The 20,008-nt window shown below is 39.3% G+C and carries 14 protein-coding genes, 4 tRNA genes and 2 rRNA genes; 7 read left to right on the plus strand and 13 right to left on the minus strand.

What is annotated here, in order from left to right; translation table 11 throughout:
• Nucleotides 1-87: 87 nt before the first annotated feature.
• From ACZZZI_RS02270 to recR, 7 genes are all read right to left on the minus strand, one after another.
• Nucleotides 88-2,964: ribosomal RNA gene (locus ACZZZI_RS02270) — 23S ribosomal RNA — on the minus strand.
• A 399-nt stretch (nucleotides 2,965-3,363) separates the two neighbouring features.
• Nucleotides 3,364-3,437, minus strand: a tRNA-Ala gene (locus ACZZZI_RS02275).
• A 16-nt stretch (nucleotides 3,438-3,453) separates the two neighbouring features.
• Nucleotides 3,454-3,528 (minus strand) — tRNA-Ile (locus ACZZZI_RS02280).
• A gap of 303 nt (nucleotides 3,529-3,831) precedes the next feature.
• A 16S ribosomal RNA gene (locus ACZZZI_RS02285) occupies nucleotides 3,832-5,353 on the minus strand.
• The 16S and 23S rRNA genes sit together here with 2 tRNA genes alongside, the layout of an rRNA operon.
• A gap of 1,545 nt (nucleotides 5,354-6,898) precedes the next feature.
• Nucleotides 6,899-7,735: an alpha/beta hydrolase gene (locus ACZZZI_RS02290; RefSeq protein WP_316758958.1), complete on the minus strand. Its 837-nt coding sequence runs from the start codon at nucleotides 7,733-7,735 to the stop codon at nucleotides 6,899-6,901.
• A gap of 138 nt (nucleotides 7,736-7,873) precedes the next feature.
• A complete protein-coding gene (locus ACZZZI_RS02295; RefSeq protein ID WP_316758960.1) occupies nucleotides 7,874-8,683 on the minus strand; it encodes an SDR family oxidoreductase in 810 nt (269 codons plus the stop codon).
• A gap of 110 nt (nucleotides 8,684-8,793) precedes the next feature.
• Nucleotides 8,794-9,411: a recombination mediator RecR gene (recR, locus tag ACZZZI_RS02300; protein WP_316758962.1), complete on the minus strand. Its 618-nt coding sequence runs from the start codon at nucleotides 9,409-9,411 to the stop codon at nucleotides 8,794-8,796.
• Nucleotides 9,412-9,608: 197 nt separating this feature from the next.
• Between recR and ACZZZI_RS02305 the strand changes: the two genes are divergently transcribed.
• The 3 genes from ACZZZI_RS02305 to ACZZZI_RS02315 all read left to right on the plus strand — a co-directional run bounded on the left by ACZZZI_RS02305 (nucleotide 9,609) and on the right by ACZZZI_RS02315 (nucleotide 12,552).
• Complete coding sequence (locus ACZZZI_RS02305; RefSeq protein WP_316758965.1) at nucleotides 9,609-11,117, plus strand: sodium:solute symporter; 1,509 nt, start codon at nucleotides 9,609-9,611, stop codon at nucleotides 11,115-11,117.
• A gap of 18 nt (nucleotides 11,118-11,135) precedes the next feature.
• On the plus strand, nucleotides 11,136-11,843 hold the full coding sequence (locus tag ACZZZI_RS02310) for an LOG family protein (RefSeq protein ID WP_316758968.1): 708 nt from the start codon (nucleotides 11,136-11,138) through the stop codon (nucleotides 11,841-11,843).
• A gap of 214 nt (nucleotides 11,844-12,057) precedes the next feature.
• Nucleotides 12,058-12,552, plus strand: coding sequence for a hypothetical protein (locus ACZZZI_RS02315; protein ID WP_316758971.1), 495 nt, complete (start codon nucleotides 12,058-12,060; stop codon nucleotides 12,550-12,552).
• Nucleotides 12,553-12,640: 88 nt separating this feature from the next.
• Here ACZZZI_RS02315 and arsC read toward each other — a convergent pair whose 3' ends face one another.
• From arsC to ACZZZI_RS02330, 3 genes are all read right to left on the minus strand, one after another.
• Nucleotides 12,641-12,985 carry an arsenate reductase (glutaredoxin) gene (gene arsC, locus ACZZZI_RS02320; protein ID WP_316758975.1) on the minus strand — a complete coding sequence of 115 codons (345 nt, stop codon included), beginning with the start codon at nucleotides 12,983-12,985 and terminating at the stop codon, nucleotides 12,641-12,643.
• Between the two features lie 9 nt (nucleotides 12,986-12,994).
• Nucleotides 12,995-13,585, minus strand: coding sequence for a DUF502 domain-containing protein (locus ACZZZI_RS02325; RefSeq protein ID WP_316758977.1), 591 nt, complete (start codon nucleotides 13,583-13,585; stop codon nucleotides 12,995-12,997).
• 166 nt (nucleotides 13,586-13,751) lie between these two features.
• Nucleotides 13,752-16,211, minus strand: coding sequence for a bifunctional UDP-N-acetylmuramoyl-tripeptide:D-alanyl-D-alanine ligase/alanine racemase (locus ACZZZI_RS02330; RefSeq protein ID WP_463488482.1), 2,460 nt, complete (start codon nucleotides 16,209-16,211; stop codon nucleotides 13,752-13,754).
• Nucleotides 16,212-16,272: 61 nt separating this feature from the next.
• Here ACZZZI_RS02330 and ACZZZI_RS02335 point away from each other — a divergent pair, with 61 nt between their 5' ends.
• From ACZZZI_RS02335 to ACZZZI_RS02345, 3 genes are all read left to right on the plus strand, one after another.
• Nucleotides 16,273-16,761 carry a regulatory protein RecX gene (locus tag ACZZZI_RS02335; protein WP_316758980.1) on the plus strand — a complete coding sequence of 163 codons (489 nt, stop codon included), beginning with the start codon at nucleotides 16,273-16,275 and terminating at the stop codon, nucleotides 16,759-16,761.
• Nucleotides 16,762-16,854: 93 nt separating this feature from the next.
• Nucleotides 16,855-16,927, plus strand: a tRNA-Gly gene (locus ACZZZI_RS02340).
• Between the two features lie 49 nt (nucleotides 16,928-16,976).
• Nucleotides 16,977-17,060, plus strand: a tRNA-Leu gene (locus ACZZZI_RS02345).
• Between the two features lie 272 nt (nucleotides 17,061-17,332).
• On the opposite strand, the gene ACZZZI_RS02350 is transcribed toward ACZZZI_RS02345, so the two are convergent.
• From ACZZZI_RS02350 to ACZZZI_RS02360, 3 genes are read right to left on the minus strand one after another with little or no spacing between them, the layout of a single operon-like run.
• Nucleotides 17,333-18,316 carry an ISAon1 family transposase gene (locus ACZZZI_RS02350; RefSeq protein WP_463488483.1) on the minus strand — a complete coding sequence of 328 codons (984 nt, stop codon included), beginning with the start codon at nucleotides 18,314-18,316 and terminating at the stop codon, nucleotides 17,333-17,335.
• Nucleotides 18,291-18,653 (minus strand): ISAon1 family transposase N-terminal region protein, encoded by a 363-nt coding sequence (locus tag ACZZZI_RS02355; protein WP_463488484.1) that lies wholly within the window; start codon nucleotides 18,651-18,653, stop codon nucleotides 18,291-18,293. The genes ACZZZI_RS02350 and ACZZZI_RS02355 overlap by 26 nt, the downstream gene beginning before the upstream one ends.
• Before the next feature lie 20 nt (nucleotides 18,654-18,673).
• A complete protein-coding gene (locus ACZZZI_RS02360; RefSeq protein WP_463488485.1) occupies nucleotides 18,674-19,171 on the minus strand; it encodes a transposase in 498 nt (165 codons plus the stop codon).
• Between the two features lie 575 nt (nucleotides 19,172-19,746).
• Between ACZZZI_RS02360 and ACZZZI_RS02365 the strand changes: the two genes are divergently transcribed.
• Nucleotides 19,747-19,977 carry a hypothetical protein gene (locus tag ACZZZI_RS02365; protein WP_316758984.1) on the plus strand — a complete coding sequence of 77 codons (231 nt, stop codon included), beginning with the start codon at nucleotides 19,747-19,749 and terminating at the stop codon, nucleotides 19,975-19,977.
• Nucleotides 19,978-20,008 lie beyond the last annotated feature (31 nt).

The raw sequence follows: 20,008 nt of genomic DNA on the forward strand, positions 1-20,008 counted from the left end.
CGTACCACCTACAACTTATAACATACAACTTAAATGACATATTATTGAAAGAAGTTAAGTTTTGAAGAACAAACAACAGTATGTTGCTTTTGAAAGCTTCGGATGATTAGTACTACTCGACTATGCTGTCACCAGCTTTACATCTGTAGCCTATCAACGTAGTAGTCTTCTACGGTCCTATATGGAATTCTCATCTCGTGGCTAGTTTCGCACTTAGATGCTTTCAGCGCTTATCTATTCCCAGCGTAGCTACTCTGCAATGCCCCTGGCGGAACAACAGATTCACTAGAGGCTAGTCCAACCCGGTCCTCTCGTACTAAGGTCAGCCCCACTCAAAATTCCTACGCCCACAACAGATAGGGACCGAACTGTCTCGCGACGTTCTGAACCCAGCTCGCGTGCCACTTTAATCGGCGAACAGCCGAACCCTTGGGACCTTCTCCAGCCCCAGGATGTGACGAGCCGACATCGAGGTGCCAAACCTCCCCGTCGATATGAGCTCTTGGGGGAGATCAGCCTGTTATCCCCAGCGTACCTTTTATCCTTTGAGCGATGGCCCTTCCATGCAGAACCACCGGATCACTATATCCGTCTTTCGACCCTGATCGACTTGTCTGTCTCACAGTCAAGCAAGCTTATGCTATTGCACTCCTCATACGGTTACCAAGCGTATTGAGCTTACCTTTGAAAGCCTCCGTTACCTTTTTGGAGGCGACCACCCCAGTCAAACTACCCATCAAACAATGTCTCCCGCTTGGCGGGATTAGACACCGAATACAGAAAGGGTGGTATTTCAACGTTGGCTCCACGACGCCTAGCGACGCCGCTTCAAAGCCTCCCACCTATCCTACACATCCTGTATCCAATGTCAATGTTAAATTGTAGTGAAGGTGCATGGGGTCTTTCCGTCCCGTTGCGGGTACCCGGCGTCTTCACCGGGACCACAATTTCACCGAGCTCATGGCTGAGACAGCGCCCAGATCGTTACACCATTCGTGCAGGTCGGAACTTACCCGACAAGGAATTTCGCTACCTTAGGACCGTTATAGTTACGGCCGCCGTTTACTGGGGCTTCGATTCAATGCTTCTCCTTGCGGATGACATCCCCTCTTAACCTTCCAGCACCGGGCAGGTGTCAGGCCTTATACTTCATCTTTCGATTTTGCAAAGCCATGTGTTTTTGTTAAACAGTCGCCTGGGCCTTTTCACTGCGGCTGACATTACTGCCAGCGCCCCTTCTCCCGAAGTTACAGGGCCATTTTGCCGAGTTCCTTAGCCATGATTCACTCGAGCACCTTAGAATCCTCTTCCCGGATACCTGTGTCGGTTTGCGGTACGGGTTTTTATAACCTGAAGCTTAGCGGTTTTTCTTGGAAGTCTGTTTACCTGCTCTATCCACTCAACCGAAGTCTCGCGGTACTATTAGGTTTCAGCTAGGTCTGCGGATTTGCCTACAGTCCTAATACCTACGCCCTTTAACGATCTATTCCGTCAGATCGCGGCAGTGTCACTACTCCGTCCCCACATCGCAGTTATAAAAAGTACTGGAATATTAACCAGTTGTCCATCGAATATCCCCTTCGGGTTCTCCTTAGGACCCGACTAACCCTGATCCGATTAGCGTTGATCAGGAAACCTTATCCTTTCGGTGGGCGGGTTTCTCGCCCGCCTTATCGTTACTTATGCCTACATTTGCTTTTCTATACGCTCCAGCACCCATTACCAGATACCTTCGCTGCATATAGAATGCTCCCCTACCGATATATTTCAATCCCATAGCTTCGGTGATACACTTAATGCCCGTTTATTATCCATGCCCGATCGCTCGACTAGTGAGCTGTTACGCACTCTTTAAATGAATGGCTGCTTCCAAGCCAACATCCTAGCTGTCTGTGCAATCGGACCTCGTTAGTTCAACTTAGCGTACACTTAGGGACCTTAGCTGATGGTCTGGGTTCTTTCCCTCTCGGCCCGTGACCTTAGCACCCCGGGCCTCACTGCAGATCATATTATATAGCATTCGGAGTTTGTCTGGATTTGGTAGGATTTGACTCCCCCGCACCCAATCAGTAGCTCTACCTCTATATAACTTAATATCCACGCTGTTCCTAAAAACATTTCGGGGAGTACGAGCTATTTCCCAGTTTGATTAGCCTTTCACCCCTACCCACAGATCATCCGGAAACTTTTCAACGTTTATCGGTTCGGTCCTCCAGTACGTGTTACCGCACCTTCAACCTGTCCATGGGTAGATCACAAGGTTTCGCGTCTACCTCCTCTGACTATACGCCCTATTCAGACTCGCTTTCGCTTCGGATCCGTGTCTTAAACACTTAACCTTGCCAGAGAAGAGTAACTCGTAGGCTCATTATGCAAAAGGCACGCCGTCACGCCACCTGGACGCTCCGACCGCTTGTAAGTACACGGTTTCAGGTTCTATTTCACTCCCCTGTTCGGGGTTCTTTTCACCTTTCCCTCACGGTACTGGTTCACTATCGGTCTCTCAGGAGTATTTAGCCTTACCGGATGGTGCCGGCAGATTCCCACAAGGCGTCTCCGACCTCGCGGTACTCAGGATACTACTAGGCTAACATTCTATACGTGTACCGGGCTATCACCGTGTATCGCTGGGCTTCCCATCCCATTCCACTTCTGTTTGTTAATACCACATCGTAGTCCTACAACCCCCACTTTGCCGTAACAAAGTAGGTTTGGGCTCTTTCCCGTTCGCTCGCCACTACTTAGGAAATCATTATTATTTTCTCTTCCTCTGCTTACTTAGATGTTTCAGTTCGGCAGGTTTGCTCATTATATGTGACATGTCTTCAACATGCCGGGTTGCCCCATTCGGAAATCTTCGGATTAATTCCTATTTGCAAATACCCGAAGCTTATCGCAGCTTATCACGTCCTTCATCGCCTCTGAGAGCCAAGGCATCCCCCGTGTACTCTTTATTACTTTCTTCTACTTATACGCCTTTTGCGCCGTATAGTATGCTTTTTTGCTCTTGTTATGATGTCTCATACTTATCAGTCTCTTGCGATTCCTTTAAGTGAGCACAAACACAACAGTCGCCTATTGTTGTTTGCTCTTCTTTTTTAACTTCTTCCAATATGTCAAAGAACTTTACTAAGACCTAAGTAAAGGGTATAAGATTGCAGGTTTCATTGTCTGCGCTCAAGCCTTTAGCTTCATCTTGTTAGTAAAAAACTGCGGTCTCGAACCGTTTTATATAATATAGATTTATTATATATGCCCCATGGCGTTTCTTCTTTTCTTGTTATGTCAATGTAGTATACCGATCCCGGTAATCCTGTTTTTTAAAAGCTTTCTGCTTTCGTCGCTGAGCTTTCCGCTCAGGTGTGGAGAATAACGGAGTCGAACCGTTGACCTCCTGCGTGCAAGGCAGGCGCTCTAGCCAGCTGAGCTAATCCCCCAAAGGATTTGATTTTGTAGTCCCGTCCAGATTTGAACTGGAGACCCCTACATTATCAGTGTAGTGCTCTAACCAGGCTGAGCTACGGGACTTCTTGTTAGGTTGCTTATAGTTGCGGGTTAGTATATTACCGCTACCGCTTCCTTTGCTTACCTAGCTGTCCGTGCCGATGTCTTTTTGGTTATTGGGACAACCGTCATTTCTTCTGGGTGTTTCTTTGTTTTCTTTTCGTTTTTTCGTTGGTTGGTTGTTTGGTTCTTTCGTACCCGGTATATAGTATAAGAATAATATCTTTCAACTTTTAACCTTCAACGTATAACCTACAACTTACCACTTATAACTTTTTTACTTATTAGAGTATCATGTTGCGCAGCGAGTAGTCAACTCTGCTCCAGAAAGGAGGTATTCCAGCCGCACCTTCCGGTACGGCTACCTTGTTACGACTTAGCCCCAGTTATCGGTTTTACCCTAGGACGCTCCTTACGGTTACATACTTTAGGTACCCCCAACTTCCATGGCTTGACGGGCGGTGTGTACAAGGCCCGGGAACGTATTCACCGCGTCATTGCTGATACGCGATTACTAGCGAATCCAACTTCATGGGGTCGAGTTGCAGACCCCAATCCGAACTGTGAATGGCTTTGTGAGATTCGCATCATATTGCTATGTAGCTGCCCTCTGTACCATCCATTGTAGCACGTGTGTAGCCCCGGACGTAAGGGCCATGATGACTTGACGTCGTCCCCTCCTTCCTCTCTGTTTGCACAGGCAGTCTGTTTAGAGTCCCCATCATTACATGCTGGCAACTAAACATAGGGGTTGCGCTCGTTGCGGGACTTAACCCAACACCTCACGGCACGAGCTGACGACAGCCATGCAGCACCTAGTTTCGTGTGATTGCTCACTTATCTATCTCTAGATAATTCACTAACTTTCAAGCCCGGGTAAGGTTCCTCGCGTATCATCGAATTAAACCACATGCTCCTCCGCTTGTGCGGGCCCCCGTCAATTCCTTTGAGTTTCACTCTTGCGAGCGTACTCCCCAGGTGGAATACTTAACGCTTTCGCTTAGCCGCTAACTGTATATCGCTAACAGCGAGTATTCATCGTTTAGGGCGTGGACTACCAGGGTATCTAATCCTGTTTGATCCCCACGCTTTCGTGCCTCAGCGTCAATAAAACCATAGTAAGCTGCCTTCGCAATCGGTGTTCTGAGACATATCTATGCATTTCACCGCTACTTGTCTCATTCCGCCTACCTCTAGTTTATTCAAGCCCGTCAGTATCAAAGGCACTGCGATAGTTGAGCTACCGTCTTTCACCTCTGACTTAACAGGCCGCCTACGCACCCTTTAAACCCAATAAATCCGGATAACGCTTGGATCCTCCGTATTACCGCGGCTGCTGGCACGGAGTTAGCCGATCCTTATTCTTCTGGTACATTCAGCTTCTTACACGTAAAAAGGTTTATTCCCAGATAAAAGCAGTTTACAACCCATAGGGCCGTCTTCCTGCACGCGGCATGGCTGGTTCAGAGTTGCCTCCATTGACCAATATTCCTTACTGCTGCCTCCCGTAGGAGTCTGGTCCGTGTCTCAGTACCAGTGTGGGGGGTCATCCTCTCAGATCCCCTAGTCATCGTCGCCTTGGTGGGCCGTTACCCCGCCAACTAGCTAATGACACGCATGCCCATCTTAATCCTATAAATATTTGAACATTGAATAATGCTATTCTGTGTTTTTATGCGGTGTTAATCCGAATTTCTTCGGGCTATCCCCCTGATTAAGGTAGGTTGCATACGCGTTACGCACCCGTGCGCCACTTTCATATCCAGCAAGCTGGATAATCTCGTTCGACTTGCATGTATTAGGCCTGCCGCTAGCGTTCATCCTGAGCCAGGATCAAACTCTCCATTGTAAAATGTGTTGTAAGATTCTGACCAGTTTTAACTATTGTTAAAAATAGTCTTCTTTTTTTTAATTATGTCTGTCAGACATTGACTTTAAAATCAAGCTTCGGTACTCTGTACTTGAATCCGTACTTCATTACCCCGCTTGCGCTACATTGACATCTCTTTTAAGAACTTATTCGGCTCGGTACCTCGCGGCGGCCTTTTTATATATCTTCGGGTTTCAGTTTCTGCTGGTCTTATTCGTCCTGCATATGTTTCATCCGTTTCAATCTCGTTTTTTTTATCTTCCCGACATCCGCCGTTCCGATCTTTTTGTTTTCCCTTCGTTTCCGTTGGGAGTGCAAAGGTAGGAATCTTTTTTAAACTTCCAAATAAAATAATTTTTATTTTTTCGTTTGTTTCAAAGGTTAATCGTTATCACTTATTTCTCTCGCTAACAACCCTTATTCCCAGTCTTTCATTTTCCCCTCTTCCTTCCGAAGCGGGATGCAAAGGTAATAATATTTAGCATTCCTGCAAAGCTTATTTTAAAATAATTTAAGCTTCTTTTCCTGCTCTACAATACCTCAAACATCTTTTCCCTTCCTTCCGAAGCGGGATGCAAAAGTAGAAAAAAACAACACGATTTCAAATTGTTTTATCCTTTTATCTAATGGTTTTTTACAAGTGCATGGTTTACAGGGAGAAAAAATGAAAACTTTTTTAAACCTGGTTTGTTTGGCAGGCCTGGATGGCGGCTTGGGCGGTTGGAAAACCAGGGCTCAGGAAGGTTTGTGCCCTGTCGCACAAATTTTAACCATCTAAGAAGTCTTAGAACATCTAAGTTGATAGCGGATTAGTTTGCGGGTTGCGGTTTTTAGCCATATAGATAGATAGGCCATATAGAAGGTTTACTAGGATTATGTAATAGTAGGTAGTATTTATATGGATGTCAGATGTTAAAATTATAATTTCTACAGATGTTACAAGGATTTGCTCAGCATCAGTAATCGGGTAAATAACATTGATTAAAGAGGATTTCGAAGTTAATTAGTTGAGGGTTCTAAAGTTGATGAGAGGGACAGCTGTATTCGGGCAAAGTTTCTTAGTTGACCAGGATTTTTTTTGGCTAGGGTTAACAGGGTGATAACAGGGTGTAAACTCGGTCAGGACTCGGTTATAACAGGGTGCGTAACCCTGTATAAAGCCTGTGTTTACCCTGGCTAGATCCTGATGACAAATGGGGAATTATCCGCGAAGGTTTTAGATGGCTATATAGGGTAGCACGGGGATTGAAGCCAAGAGATTTTTTGGCTACTTATTAGAACATAAGTTATCAGAATGCTTTTTCTGTTGTGATAAGAATTGCAGGATCTGCAACCGTGCAACCTGGCCTTTGAAATGCCTGCCAGAATGAATTAAACCCGACCCTAATGGAAAACCCGCAGGAGGAAGTAACGATGAGATCGGCACACACCCTAACCGAGGATTTAGAATGGAGGGCGGGACTGCAGAATAATAGTAGAAAAAACGTTGATTTACATATAATGAAACTATATGTTGTTTAGGATTTATTTAGTTCTGTTGATAAAAGCCACTATATCTTTATATAAATCGTTTGCTCCAAATATCATTTGGCTAATCATAGGTACATGACTTTTACCTTTTACCTCTTTTATTTCGACTGGAATGTTGTTTGCCTTTAATTGCTGATATAGTCTTGGTGTTTGAATACGGATGGCGCCATAGGTTTTACCGCCATAAAAAAGCAAGTGCGGGTTTTTTATATTGTTGACGTAATCCATTGGTGATGCAAGTTTCCAGACTTCAGTATTTGTGGTAAAAGTTCTGATGAAATCATAATAAAAGTCGTCCTTTTCGGCTGTGGTAAGATATTCGTATAAATCAAGGCCAAACGGATCGTTTAGGATTACGCCCTTTATTGGGTTACTTATGCCCACTTTTTTGAAATATTGTGGATCTGCATTAATTAGCTCTCCTAAATGTGCACCTGCAGAATGGCCCATTACAAAAATTTTATTTGCACTGGCTTGGTAAGTTTTGATATTTTCCTGAACCCATTTTACAGCCAAAGCACAATCTTCGGCCATTTTACCATATTGAACACTTGGAGCTAAAGGATAATTTATGATGACAGTTACGACGCCTTTTTTAGCAAAGTTTCTGCCCAACCACCAGTAGGTTTCTTTTTTACCACTGCTCCAGGAGCCGCCATGAATAAAAATCAGAACAGGCTTATCGGCTACTCCATCGTTTTTATAAAAAATGTTGAGTGTGTTTTTTATATCGGCATTGCCAGCGTAATTAATGTTTTTAGCCGTTTTTACCTGGGCAGAAGAAATTAGGGTTTGAAACAAGAGCATTAAGAAAAGCAGTTTTTTAAACATAAAAATTTATCCTTTCGACATACAACAAACGAAATTGTTTGGATTGTGGATGTTTTTAAAATGTAAGATGTAGCGAATAAGAGGGATGATGTGATTAAATATCTTCCCTCCTACATCGTCTGTTATAAAATTACAATCTTACTTTATTAGTGGATTTTTCTCTTTAGCAAACAAATCGAAAACCTTTTTATCGACAAAAGCAGGAAAAAGTTTATTCATCCAAACGGCTAATTTACCTTGGCCAGTCATAATTAAAGTGCGTTTGCGTTGCTCGATACCGTTAGCAATATTACTAGCTACTTCTTCTGAAGACATCATTTTGCCTTCGTCCATACTGGTTTCGCCATGTGCTGCACCATCTTTAGAAAGCGCAGTTACCCGAATATTCGAAGCTGTAAAACCTGGGCAAGCTAACAAAACATTTACCCCTGTTTTTAATAATTCGGTACGTAGTGATTCGATAAATCCATTCATTGCAAATTTTGATGCTGAATAACCTGTTCGGCCAGGTAAACCTCTATAACCTGCAATTGATGAAACAGCCACAACGGTTCCTTTGGTTTTTAAAATCTCGGGTAAAGCGTATTTTGTACAATAAACTGTTCCCCAGAAATTTACATCCATTAGGTTTTTTAGTACGGATAAATCTACATCGTTAAATAAAGCACGCATAGATAAACCAGCGTTATTTACCAAAATATCAATTTTATTAAATGAAACTAAAGTTTGTTTAATAATCAATTCGCAATCGGCCTCTTTACTAACATCTGCCTGAACAGCAACTGCTCTGATTCCGTATTTTTTTTCTAAATCGGCTGTAATTTCGCAAAGTGTAACATACTGACGAGCAGCTAAAACTAAGTTTGCGCCACGTTTAGCGAATTCTTCGGCACAGGCTTTACCAATTCCGCTAGATGCGCCAGTTATGATGATTACTTTATCCTTCATTTATTTTGGTTTGTTCGTTGTATGGATTTTTAGTTGTTAGTTTTTTGGGAGTTAGGCAAATTGCTTTGTGATTTGAAAGCTTTTGGCGATCATGTTTTAATCAACCAAAATTATTTCATCATTGCAGTTTCATATGGTACACGGGTGATTATCGATCTACCGAGCGTAATTTCATCGGTATATTCCAATTCGCCACCAAAAGCTATTCCGCGGGCAATTGTAGTTACAGGAATATTAAATTCTTTCAACCTTTTATAGAGATAAAAAAGCGTAGTATCGCCTTCCATGTTTGGACTAAGTGCCAGAATAATTTCTTTAATTCCGCCAGCTGCAACCCTGGAAACCAAACCATCTATAAATAAATCGGTAGGACCAACACCATCCATCGGTGAAATTAAACCTCCTAAAACATGATAAACACCAAAATATTGAGCTGTATTTTCAATAGCCATAACATCTCGGGTATCTTCTACTACACAAATGGTTTCTTTATCACGTTTGTGCGATGTACAAATTTCGCAAACCACATAATCAGATATATTGTGGCAGGTTGTACAATGTTTGATTTGTTGTTTAAGCTTTATAAAAGTATTGCCAAACTGATTCACTTCCTCCTGTTCTTTATTTAAAAGGTGTAACACTAAACGCAAAGCCGTTTTTTGTCCCACCCCAGGTAATTTAGAGAATTCGTTTACCGCATCTTCAAGCAGTTTGGATGAAAAATTCATGGTACAAAAATATGAAATAGTTGTTTGGTTTTTTAGTGGTTTGGTTTATTAGTTACGAGTTCATTATGCTTTGCTCTATTTGTGATTTGCTTAAATGCGGTTTTACATAATGCTAAATGATGAACTATTGACAAATGAACAGATGAACTTCTTTACTAATTAGTAATTTCTTACATTTAGCAGCTTAAAACAAAAATATGTCGCCAACTGTTCTCTTATGTTTCCTTATTGGGTATTTTTTAGTCCTGATTATTATTTCATTCGTTACCTCCAAAGATTCGTCGGATAATAACTCATTTTTCGTTGCAAATAGAAATTCTAAATGGTACCTGGTAGCCTTCGGGATGATTGGAACGGCACTTTCAGGTGTAACTTTCATTTCTGTTCCTGGAGAAGTTGGTGCACCCAGCGGAAATCAGTTTCAATATTTTCAGTTCGTTTTGGGGAATGCTGTTGGTTTTATCATTATTTGTACGGTTTTACTACCGCTATATTATCGAATGAAATTAACTTCGATATATAGCTATATCGAACAGCGTTTAGGTCACTACAGTTACAAAACCGCAGCATCGATATTTTTATTGAGCAGGACTTTAGGATCTGCAACAAGATTGTATTTGGTTGTAATCGTTTTACAGCGCTTTATTTTCGATAATTATGGAATTCCTTTTTGGCTTACGGTTTTAATTTCCTTAGCCCTAATTTGGTCGTACACGTTTAAGGGCGGCCTGAAAACCATTATCATTACGGATACGCTACAAACATTCTTTTTGGTATTATCTGTCTTCTTGACCATTTATTTCATTTGCAACAGTTTAAACCTTAGTATTCCACAGGCATTTGAAACTATTAAAAGCAGCAGTTATTCTAAAATATTCTTTTTAGATGATTTCTTAACCAACAAGTTTTATTTCAGCAAGCAGTTTATCGGTGGTATTTTCGTAACCATTGCCATGACGGGATTAGACCAGGATTTAATGCAGAAAAACCTAAGTATGGGAACCATTAAAGAGGCACAGAAAAACATGTTTACTTTTACGGGCGTGTTTGTGATTTTGAATGTTTTCTTTTTAAGTGTTGGTGCATTATTATACATTTTTGCTGCAAAAAATGGCATCGATATTCCTTTAGATCACATTACGGGTAAACCAAGAACAGATTTGTTGTTTCCTGAAATTGCGCTGAATAATTTGGGCGCAATACCTGCCATAATATTTATGCTGGGTTTAACGGCTGCAACATTTGCAACAACCGATTCGGCACTTACGGCTTTAACAACCTCTTTTTGTGTTGATTTTTTAGGCATGGATAAAGCTGAAAACCTTAATGCGAAAAATGCGGTTAAAAAGCGTCATACGGTTCACATAGCGTTTTCAATCTTAATGTTTTTAGTGATTATAGTAATTAACGCATTAAATAGTTCATCAGTTGTAAGTTTGATTTTCACGATTGCATCTTACACATACGGGCCTCTGTTAGGTTTATATAGCTTTGGATTGTTTGTAAAAAGTAGAGGCTTGCACGATAAATTAGTACCGATAGTTTGTATTATATCGCCTTTTTTATGTTACTTGCTTTCAACCTTCTCAAAAGAACTTTTAGGGGGTTATGTATTTAGCGTCGAACTAATTTTAGTTAACGGCTTAATTACATTTATAGGCTTGCTATTCATCAGCAAAAAAACTGATGCGCAAACCAGATTTTAATATTAGAATACAGTATATATGACGAGTGAAGAAAAAATTAGAAGTGCTTTTGAAAATAAAGACTGGCAAGAAATTAAAGTAACCGACTCTTGGCAAATTTTTAAAATAATGGCTGAGTTTGTCGATGGTTTCGAAAAACTAGCTAAAATTGGTCCTTGCGTTACCATTTATGGTTCGGCCCGTACCGCAGAATCAAACAGATATTACCAATTAGCAGAGCAGTGCGGAAAGTTATTAACCGACCGTGGTTATGGTGTTATTACAGGCGGTGGCCCTGGTATTATGGAAGCTGGTAATAAAGGTGCTTATACAAATGGAGGTAAATCGGTTGGTTTAAATATCGAATTACCTTTTGAGCAATTCCACAATAAATACATCGACCACAACAAACTGTTGCAGTTCGATTATTTCTTTGTACGTAAAGTAATGTTTATGAAATATAGTCAGGGATTTGTGGTTTTACCTGGCGGTTTTGGCACAATGGATGAGCTTTTTGAGGCGTTAACATTGATCCAGACTGGTAAAATTGCCCGTTTCCCGATTGTATTAGTTGGAAAAGATTATTGGGGAGGATTAATTGATTGGATTAAAGGAACCATGCTCCAGAAAGAACACAACATCCACGAAGAAGATTTAAACTTATTCAGATTGGTTGATACTGCTGAAGAAGCTGCAGAGCATATCTTCAGATTCTATGATAAATATGTGCTTAAACCTAACTTCTAGATCAGGCTTAAAGCAAATAGAAGGTTTTCAGGATTAAAATTATAGTCTATCCTTTAAAATTCAAATCATTATAAAAAAGTGCTTGTTATCGCAAGCACTTTTTTTATGTCTTAACTTTTCATTGTAACATGTTATCATTCCTTAACTCTAATCTTTGGAAAACAAAACCACTCTTTTTTTCTTATTACAAGTCTGAAAGAATAAAATTTTATACATGGAGCAAATTTTAAATTGGAGAAAAGGATTATTTGATAGCAACTATCAGGTATTTGGCAATGCCTTGCTAAAGTTTTCTCTGAATTTTAGTTCGCTTAAAAATTCCGCTATCGCCACAACACAGCAGGGTATTTACCTTTTAAGAAGTGAAGGTTTTTCTAATCCTGAAACAAAAATATTAAATAATAAAAATGAAGTTATAGCTATAATCAGATACGACTGGCTAAATTTTAAGGCGAAAATATCTTTTACCTCTGGAGAGGAGTTCGACTGGGGATTTCAAAATAGCTGGTTGAGTCGCTGGTCTTTAAATAACCATAAGGATAAACAAATTATCTACAGCTCATCAACTAATAGTGGGCTAATCCATAGCAATGTTGATGATGACCTATTCATTTTAACAGGATTATTTGTGCGAGAATACTATAGTAGAATACTTTATGGTTTTATTCTTCTAATCTTAGTTTTATCGATGACCAGAAGTATTTTTTAAATTATTTTGGTCGTTTTAATACGTTGTCTCCCATGTTCTGGATGAACAATCGGGAGCGCCACTCCCATCGTTACAAAATTGTTTTAAGCTACTCCAAAATCTCTTTAATTCGCTCGGTTGGTCTGGCGATAATGGCTTTATTTTCTGAAACTACTATAGGTCTTTCAATAAGAATTGGATTTTCTACCATTGCATCAATCCATTCCGCATCACTTAAAGTTTTGCCTTTATAGTTTTCAGTATAAATTTTCTCGCCTTTTCGAATCAGTTCGAAAGGTTTAATATTCAGTTTCTTTATTAATTCTTCAAGCTGTGCCTTAGCTGGTGGAGTTTCCAAATAGTAAATCACCTGAAAAGCTTGTCCGCTTTTTTCTAACTCTTGTAAAGCCTGGCGGCTTTTAGTACATCTGTTATTGTGGTAAATCTGAATCATGTTGATTATTTAAAGTCCGCTAACACCACCACTCACCACCAATTTCATTGCATCCGCAGCACTCATATTTAAATCTTTAACCTTATCTCGTTTTACGATACAAAGCTGTCCTGCGAAAGAATAAGATAATGGAAAGTAAACTGCAACATCTTCGGGTAATTCGAGTTTGTGTAAATCGTTCTGGGTTAAAAAACCAATCTTTTTCAAACCGCCTTCAACCTCAACTAAAACGGGATGATTAAATTTCTTCTCATCGCCAACAAAAGCTTCCGTTAAATCTTTTATAGATGAATAGATAAAATTTAGCAAAGGCAAACGCTGCATCATCCGTTGAAACCAATTATACATCGGTTCGGTAACTAAATTGGTTACAAAAATACCCGCCAATAAAATGATGGTTAAAACCGTTAGTAAGCCCAAACCAGGTATGTTTCTGCTTTCTCCTGTTCGCGGATTTACACCCAGAATATTATTGACGTTTAACCAGCTATCTACTGTTGTAACAGCCCAAATTACAATGAAAATACTCACAGCAATGGGCACAACAATTAGTAAACCTTTAATCAAATAGTTTAAAATAGCTTTCCCGACTTTATTCATGCTGCAAACTTATTTAAAAATGTTCAATAGTTCACTAGTCATTGGATCATTGGTTGGAAATGTTCATTAGTGGTGAATGGTCAATGGTTCATTAAGTAGTGAGTTTATCTGCTCGCACATTTAAATCTACATCCAGACTAATAAACAAATGAAATAGAGAATCAATTTATTCATAGAAATATACCCGTTTTACGCGTTGAGAAATATTAGTTAAAATCTCGTAAGGTATTGTGTTAATCTCTTCTGCGAGTTGCATTATCGTATGTTCCTTATCAAAAACAATTGCTTCATCACCAGCTTTTACATCTATGCCTGTGATATCGAGCATGGTCATGTCCATACAAATAGAACCAATTGTAGGCACAAGTTTTCCATTAATCAGCATTTTGCCTACGCCATTTCCGAAAGCACGGTTGTAACCATCTGCGTAACCGATTTTTACCGTGGCAATTTTACCGCCCATTGGCATTACACCTCTCCTACTATAACCAACAGTTTCTCCTGCATCTAAAATTTTCACCTGTGTAACCGTTGTTTTAAGCACCATTACGGTTTGTAAGCCTCGGTTATTTTGTAAAGCTGCATCAAACCCATATAAGCCAATACCTAAACGAACCATATCCAGTTGTCCATCGGCCCAGCGACTAATTCCAGAAGTATTCGCAATATGAAGTAAAGGTTTGTAGCCTAAAACTTTTACCAATTCGCTCGAAATAAGTTTGAATTTTTCGATTTGTTGTTGCGTAAAGCCGTCGTGTTCGGCTTCGCCACTGGCCACCAAATGCGAGAAAATGCTCTGAACTTTAAGTCGTTGGTTATCTTTTAATAAAACAGACAAATCTTCAATCTCAGGCTGATCAAAACCTAAACGATGCATTCCGCTATCGATTTTAATGTGAATAGGATAATTAAAATCGTAATCAGAAAGGGCATTTAAAAAACTATTCAGAATTTCGATACTATAAATTTCTGGCTCTAAATTATGCTTTATAATGGCTTCGAAGGCCGACTCTTCAGGACTCATAACCATAATTGGTAAAGTAATCCCAGCCTTACGCAAGGCAATACCTTCATCAGCGTAAGCAACTGCCAGGTAATCTACCTTATGAAACTGCAAGAGGTTTGCGATTTCAAAGCTTCCGCTACCATAAGAGAAAGCCTTAACCATGGCCATAATCTTTACTCCAGGCTTAATTTTAGAACGATAAAACTGAAGGTTACCAACCATTGCATTCAGGTCTATTTCTAAAACTGTATCGTGTATTTTTTGGGTCAATAATTTACTGATCCGCCCAAATTCGAAACGCCTTGCCCCCTTTACTAAAATAGTTTCGTGACTAAAAGGCAAGCCTGGGAAAGCATCAATAAAAGCATTTGTATCCTCAAAAAACTGCGTTTCAAATTTAAATAGATCTGCATATTTCGCAATATTTGCTCCAATTCCGATTAAGCGGCTTACTTTCTTTTGTGTAAGCAATTCGGCAATTTCACTGTATAGATCCAAATCATCTTTTCCTGTTTCAAATAACTCCGAAAGGATTACTGTTTTCTTTGGATGCTGATTTTGTTGATTCAAAAAATCGAGCGCTATGGCAAGTGAAGAAATATCTGCACTGTAAGAATCATCGATGATAGAGCACTGGTTAATACCGTTTTTCAACTCTAAACGCATACTTACATGACTCAATTTCTCCAGGCGCAAATCGGCTTGCTCGGGCGTATAATCCAAAGCTAGTAAGGTTGCCCAACAAATCATCCCATTTTCGATTGATGCTTTATCTTTAAAAGGCAACATACATTCGATCTCTCTATCCTGATAGATTGCCCGCAAATAACAATTTCCTTCAATTGGTTCTACAGCAATAATTCTTAAATCAGCGCCTTGTTTACTGCTCCAGCTAAACTTCTTTTTGCCTGGTAAATCTTTAAAATTAACCTCAGCAACGTATTCAGGCGAATAGATAAACAAATCGGCACCAGCAAATAACTTAAGTTTCTCTGTAATTTTTTCTCTTTTCGAGCTAAACCCTTCTGCATGTGCTTCGCCAATATTTGTTAAAATTCCAATTTCGGGTTTGATAATTTCTTCAATACTTTCCATCTCGTTAGCCGCAGAAATACCAGCTTCGAAAATAGCCAAATTGTGATCGACATCGATTTGCCATACCGAAAGCGGTACACCAATTTGGGAGTTATAACTTTTCGGACTGCGAATAATATTAAAATCGGCTGCTAAAAGCTGATAAAGCCATTCTTTTACAATAGTTTTTCCATTACTACCCGTTATTCCAATTGTTTTTAAAGTAAACTGATTTCGGTGATAAAGTGCTAATTTTTGTAAGGCCTTTAAAACATCGGTAACCAAAAGAAAATTACAATTCGGGTGCTGATTTATATATTTTCCATCGGTGATTACAAAATTCCGAATCTCTTTATCGTAAGCGTCTTGTATAAACTCATGCCCATCGCGATGCGAAGACAAGGCAAAAAACAAAGAATTTTCTGGAACTAAAACCGAACGACTATCAATCACCAGATATTCTATAACGTTTTGTTCATCAACGAATTTAGCATCAGCATTTAATATTTCGGCAATTTTTGAAATGGTATATATCGGTTTCTGCATTCGTTTTGTTTCAGAAAAATATGGTAATCGTTTATATTTTTACGAATTTCAGTAATTAATTATGAAAAGCGGTAAAGACGAAGCAAGAATATTAGATAAAAAGCAAGCTTTAGGAAAAGCTGAAAGTTTTTGCGTTTACCAGGAGCGATCGCAAAAGGAAGTTCGTTATAAACTGGTAGAATGGGGAATTCGTGGAGATGAACTAGAAGAGATTTTATCCGAACTCATTATGAGCAATTTCCTTAATGAAGAACGTTTCGCCAATTCGTATACATCGGGTAAGTTCAACATCAAAAAATGGGGCCGTATAAAAATTAAGCAGGGATTAAAGCTCAAAGGTGTACCCGATAAAATGATGAACAAGGCATTATATAGTATCGACGACGATGATTATATGCAAACCTTAGAAAATTTAGCGCTAAAAAAAGCATGTAGTTTAGCTGAAAATAATCCTTTAAAAAGAAAAATGAAGCTGATAAGCTACCTTCAGACCAGAGGATTTGAAACTGATTTAATTTTACTTGCGCTGAAAGCCAGCAATTTAAACTAAATATTAAATTTTTAATAAAAAATATCTTGACAGAAATATAAATCTGCCTATATTTGCATCACCAAAACGAAACAGCATATCGGTTTTGTTTATGCGAAAGTAGCTCAGTTGGTAGAGCACGACCTTGCCAAGGTCGGGGTCGCGAGTTCGAATCTCGTCTTTCGCTCTAAATGCCTTCTTACCAGGAGGCATTTATTTTAAAAGGTTAATCGCCTGCTCGGGTGGTGGAACTGGTAGACACGCAGGACTTAAAATCCTGTGCTTTCAAAGGCGTGCGGGTTCGATTCCCGCCCCGAGTACTTCAAAAAAAAAATCGAAACTAAAGCCATCAGAAATGATGGCTTTTTTGTTTTACACTCTTTTTCATCCACCCTATTCAAAATGTTAAGCGCAGCGCATTTTCTCGCTGGCGCACGCGTGTCGCGTGTGCAATTCCAAAAAACCTTTATAAATAAGCGATCTCAATTATTCCTTTGCCTCCGCTGTAATCTATTGCACTACTATATTTCCAATGCCAACCTTCATTTACAAAGCCAGAAACAGGATCAAGCAAAAAAGTTGGGGAGCAATTCTATGCATAAATTTTAGATAATCTGAATAGAAAGAATTTTACGTTTCTAACCCCTCGAAACTGTGCTCTAAAAGCCTTTATCTTTGCATTAAAGGATTCTGCGGAGGCATTGGTTGATCTGTTATCGAAGTAGTTTAGTATCGTTTCGTAGTTGTTCTGGATTGTTCTTGAAATTGTGTTAAACGATTTGAATCCAGCGGATTCTACTTGATTATACCAGATGGCCAGCTTTTTAAAAGCAATTATCCTGTCCTTGGATGTACTGAGTATAGTGGACAAACCCTGACTCAGTTTATAGGCCTGTTCAAGATCAGGATACAAGCCAAATAAAAGTTCTGCCCGATGTGATTGTGAAGGTGTCCAGTTGACCTCTCGCTTGAACAGTAAGTATCTACTTCTTGCGAGCAATTGTTTTACTGTATCACCATTTTCAAGTAATTCCGGCACCCATCGTTTTTTTACAGTCTTGGCCAGCTCCATTTCCTTATTTTCCTGTTCTATCGCCTCCCATCTATGTCTTATCCTTATTTCCTGGACGCCTTCGGTAGCCAGTTGCTGAACATGGAACCGGTCAGAGACCAGTTTGGACTGAGGAAAGCACCGTTTAACGATACGAGACATAGTTGGAGCAAGATCAAGAGTAACTTCTTTCACTTTTCTGCGCAAGCCTACCTTGATCTGAGATAGGACTTTGATCACCGATTCGCTTTCGGTTCCTTTAATAATTGCAACAAGGGCACCTTTTTTACCTTTTGCAGCCTTATTGGTCAAAACGGTATACAACTCTCCCTGCGACAGGCTGGTTTCATCTATGGAAAGATATTCACCCATATTTTCAGGAAATATAAGCCAGTCCTCAGCATGCTGCAGCTGATCCCAAACGGTAAATCCACTCAGATGGCTAGCATATTGTTCCTCAAGACGTTTGCCGTCAACACCAAAGAAATGACCTAGCGTTTTACAGCTTATTGGGCTTGAATCCAAATAGCTTTTCAAAAAAAAATGCAAACTCGGTAGTCATCTTGGTGCCATCGGCAACCAGGTTCCAATCCCTGAAAACAATCTTTTTTGTATTGAGATTTTGCCACTTGCGCCGCTTCACCTTCAAAAAACAAGGTTTTCCACGCAAAGGAAAATCACGAACGGTGATTTCATCGAAAAAGCCTTTAGAAATCAACTTCTCTCCTGAATACTCTTCGGGATGAATGTTTTTCTCTAAAAGATAAATATGGTAAGAGCCTTCAGAAAGTTCGAACTTATCAAGTTCGAAGTATTCAGTTAACCCTTCTGGTAGTATAAAAGATAATATTGAGCTGTCCAAAATAATAATGTTGAACAAAATTAAATAAACTTCTCAACTCCCCAACTTTTTTGCTTGATCCCAGAAACAACTGGATTATTATGTAGGTAATCTGCTTTTTGCTCAATAACCTCAGCACTCCATAATTCAATAGGTTTATTGTTATGCTGCCAAAACTGGTTAGCTTTTACATTACTACTTTTTGAGCCTGCTCTTTCAAACATCCAAAGCATCCATTCTTTCCCGCTTTCTTGGCTATTTTCTTTTATCGCTTTTACAATCTGCTTTGATGTATGCTCTTTAAATCTGCCAAGCAAAACATCAGGATTATTATCCTTTGCCCTAAAAATTAAGTGTACATGACTTGGCATAATACACCAACAATACAATTCCAAACCTAAATTTGCCTGACAATAAATTAAGCTCTCAACCAAAATATCGCTATATAATGGCCTAACAAATACATCTACCCAATATACTGTTGCAAAACTTACAAAGTATAGGCCTTCTTTGTTGTGGAATTTGTATTTACGGCTCATTGTTTCTTTTGGCTTCTTATTTTATTACTCATTCACACGCGACACGCGTGCGCCAGCGAGGGGAAATCTCTTATACAGTCACTTATAATTACAACAACTATAGCAAACCTCCGCAGCAATACATTCAAAATCAATTTTTGGATTTAAATATTAAGTACTCTCCCAAAAATTGGAAAAGTTTTTTTGAGGTGCAATGCGTAAACATACTCAACCAAAAATTATATAGTCAAATTAGCTCCAATTCTAACCAGTTGTCAATTTATGAAATGCCTTTAAGAAGGCGCCTTGTTTTAGTTAAGTACAACTTATCTTTCTGATAATCAGAATTTATAATTTCATCTTCAGTGCTGAAGATTACTGCTGGCGCATGATAAGGTCTATAAATAAAATTATAAAGCAATGCAAAATATTCTATTTGCCAGGTATTATACCTTTTACTTTTTATTGGATTTATGCTCTGCAAGTTCGATGTAGGATAAATTAAAATTGCGTTTCAACAATTGTTAATATCATAACATCAAGTACGCAATTACTTAAAACGATTTCCATTGTTTTGCACATAATAAAAAATCAAAATGGAAAACACTTTATTGAATGTAAGTTCAGATCTGCAAACCTTCATTAACAAATTTGAACCCAATAAATTTAAGGTAATGGCTAAAGGAATTGAAGTGAGGGGAATAAACAACCTGCACAGCAATATATTGGAAGCGAAATCAATTATTGAGAGGTTAGAATTGAAACTTATTGTTTCTCATAACGCAGAAATGCTGAGCTACAAGGGTTTCGAAGTGAATAATATTTAATGCTAATCCAAATCGGGCAAATAATTATGTG

It is taken from the genome of Pedobacter sp. AC190 (assembly GCF_979258025.1).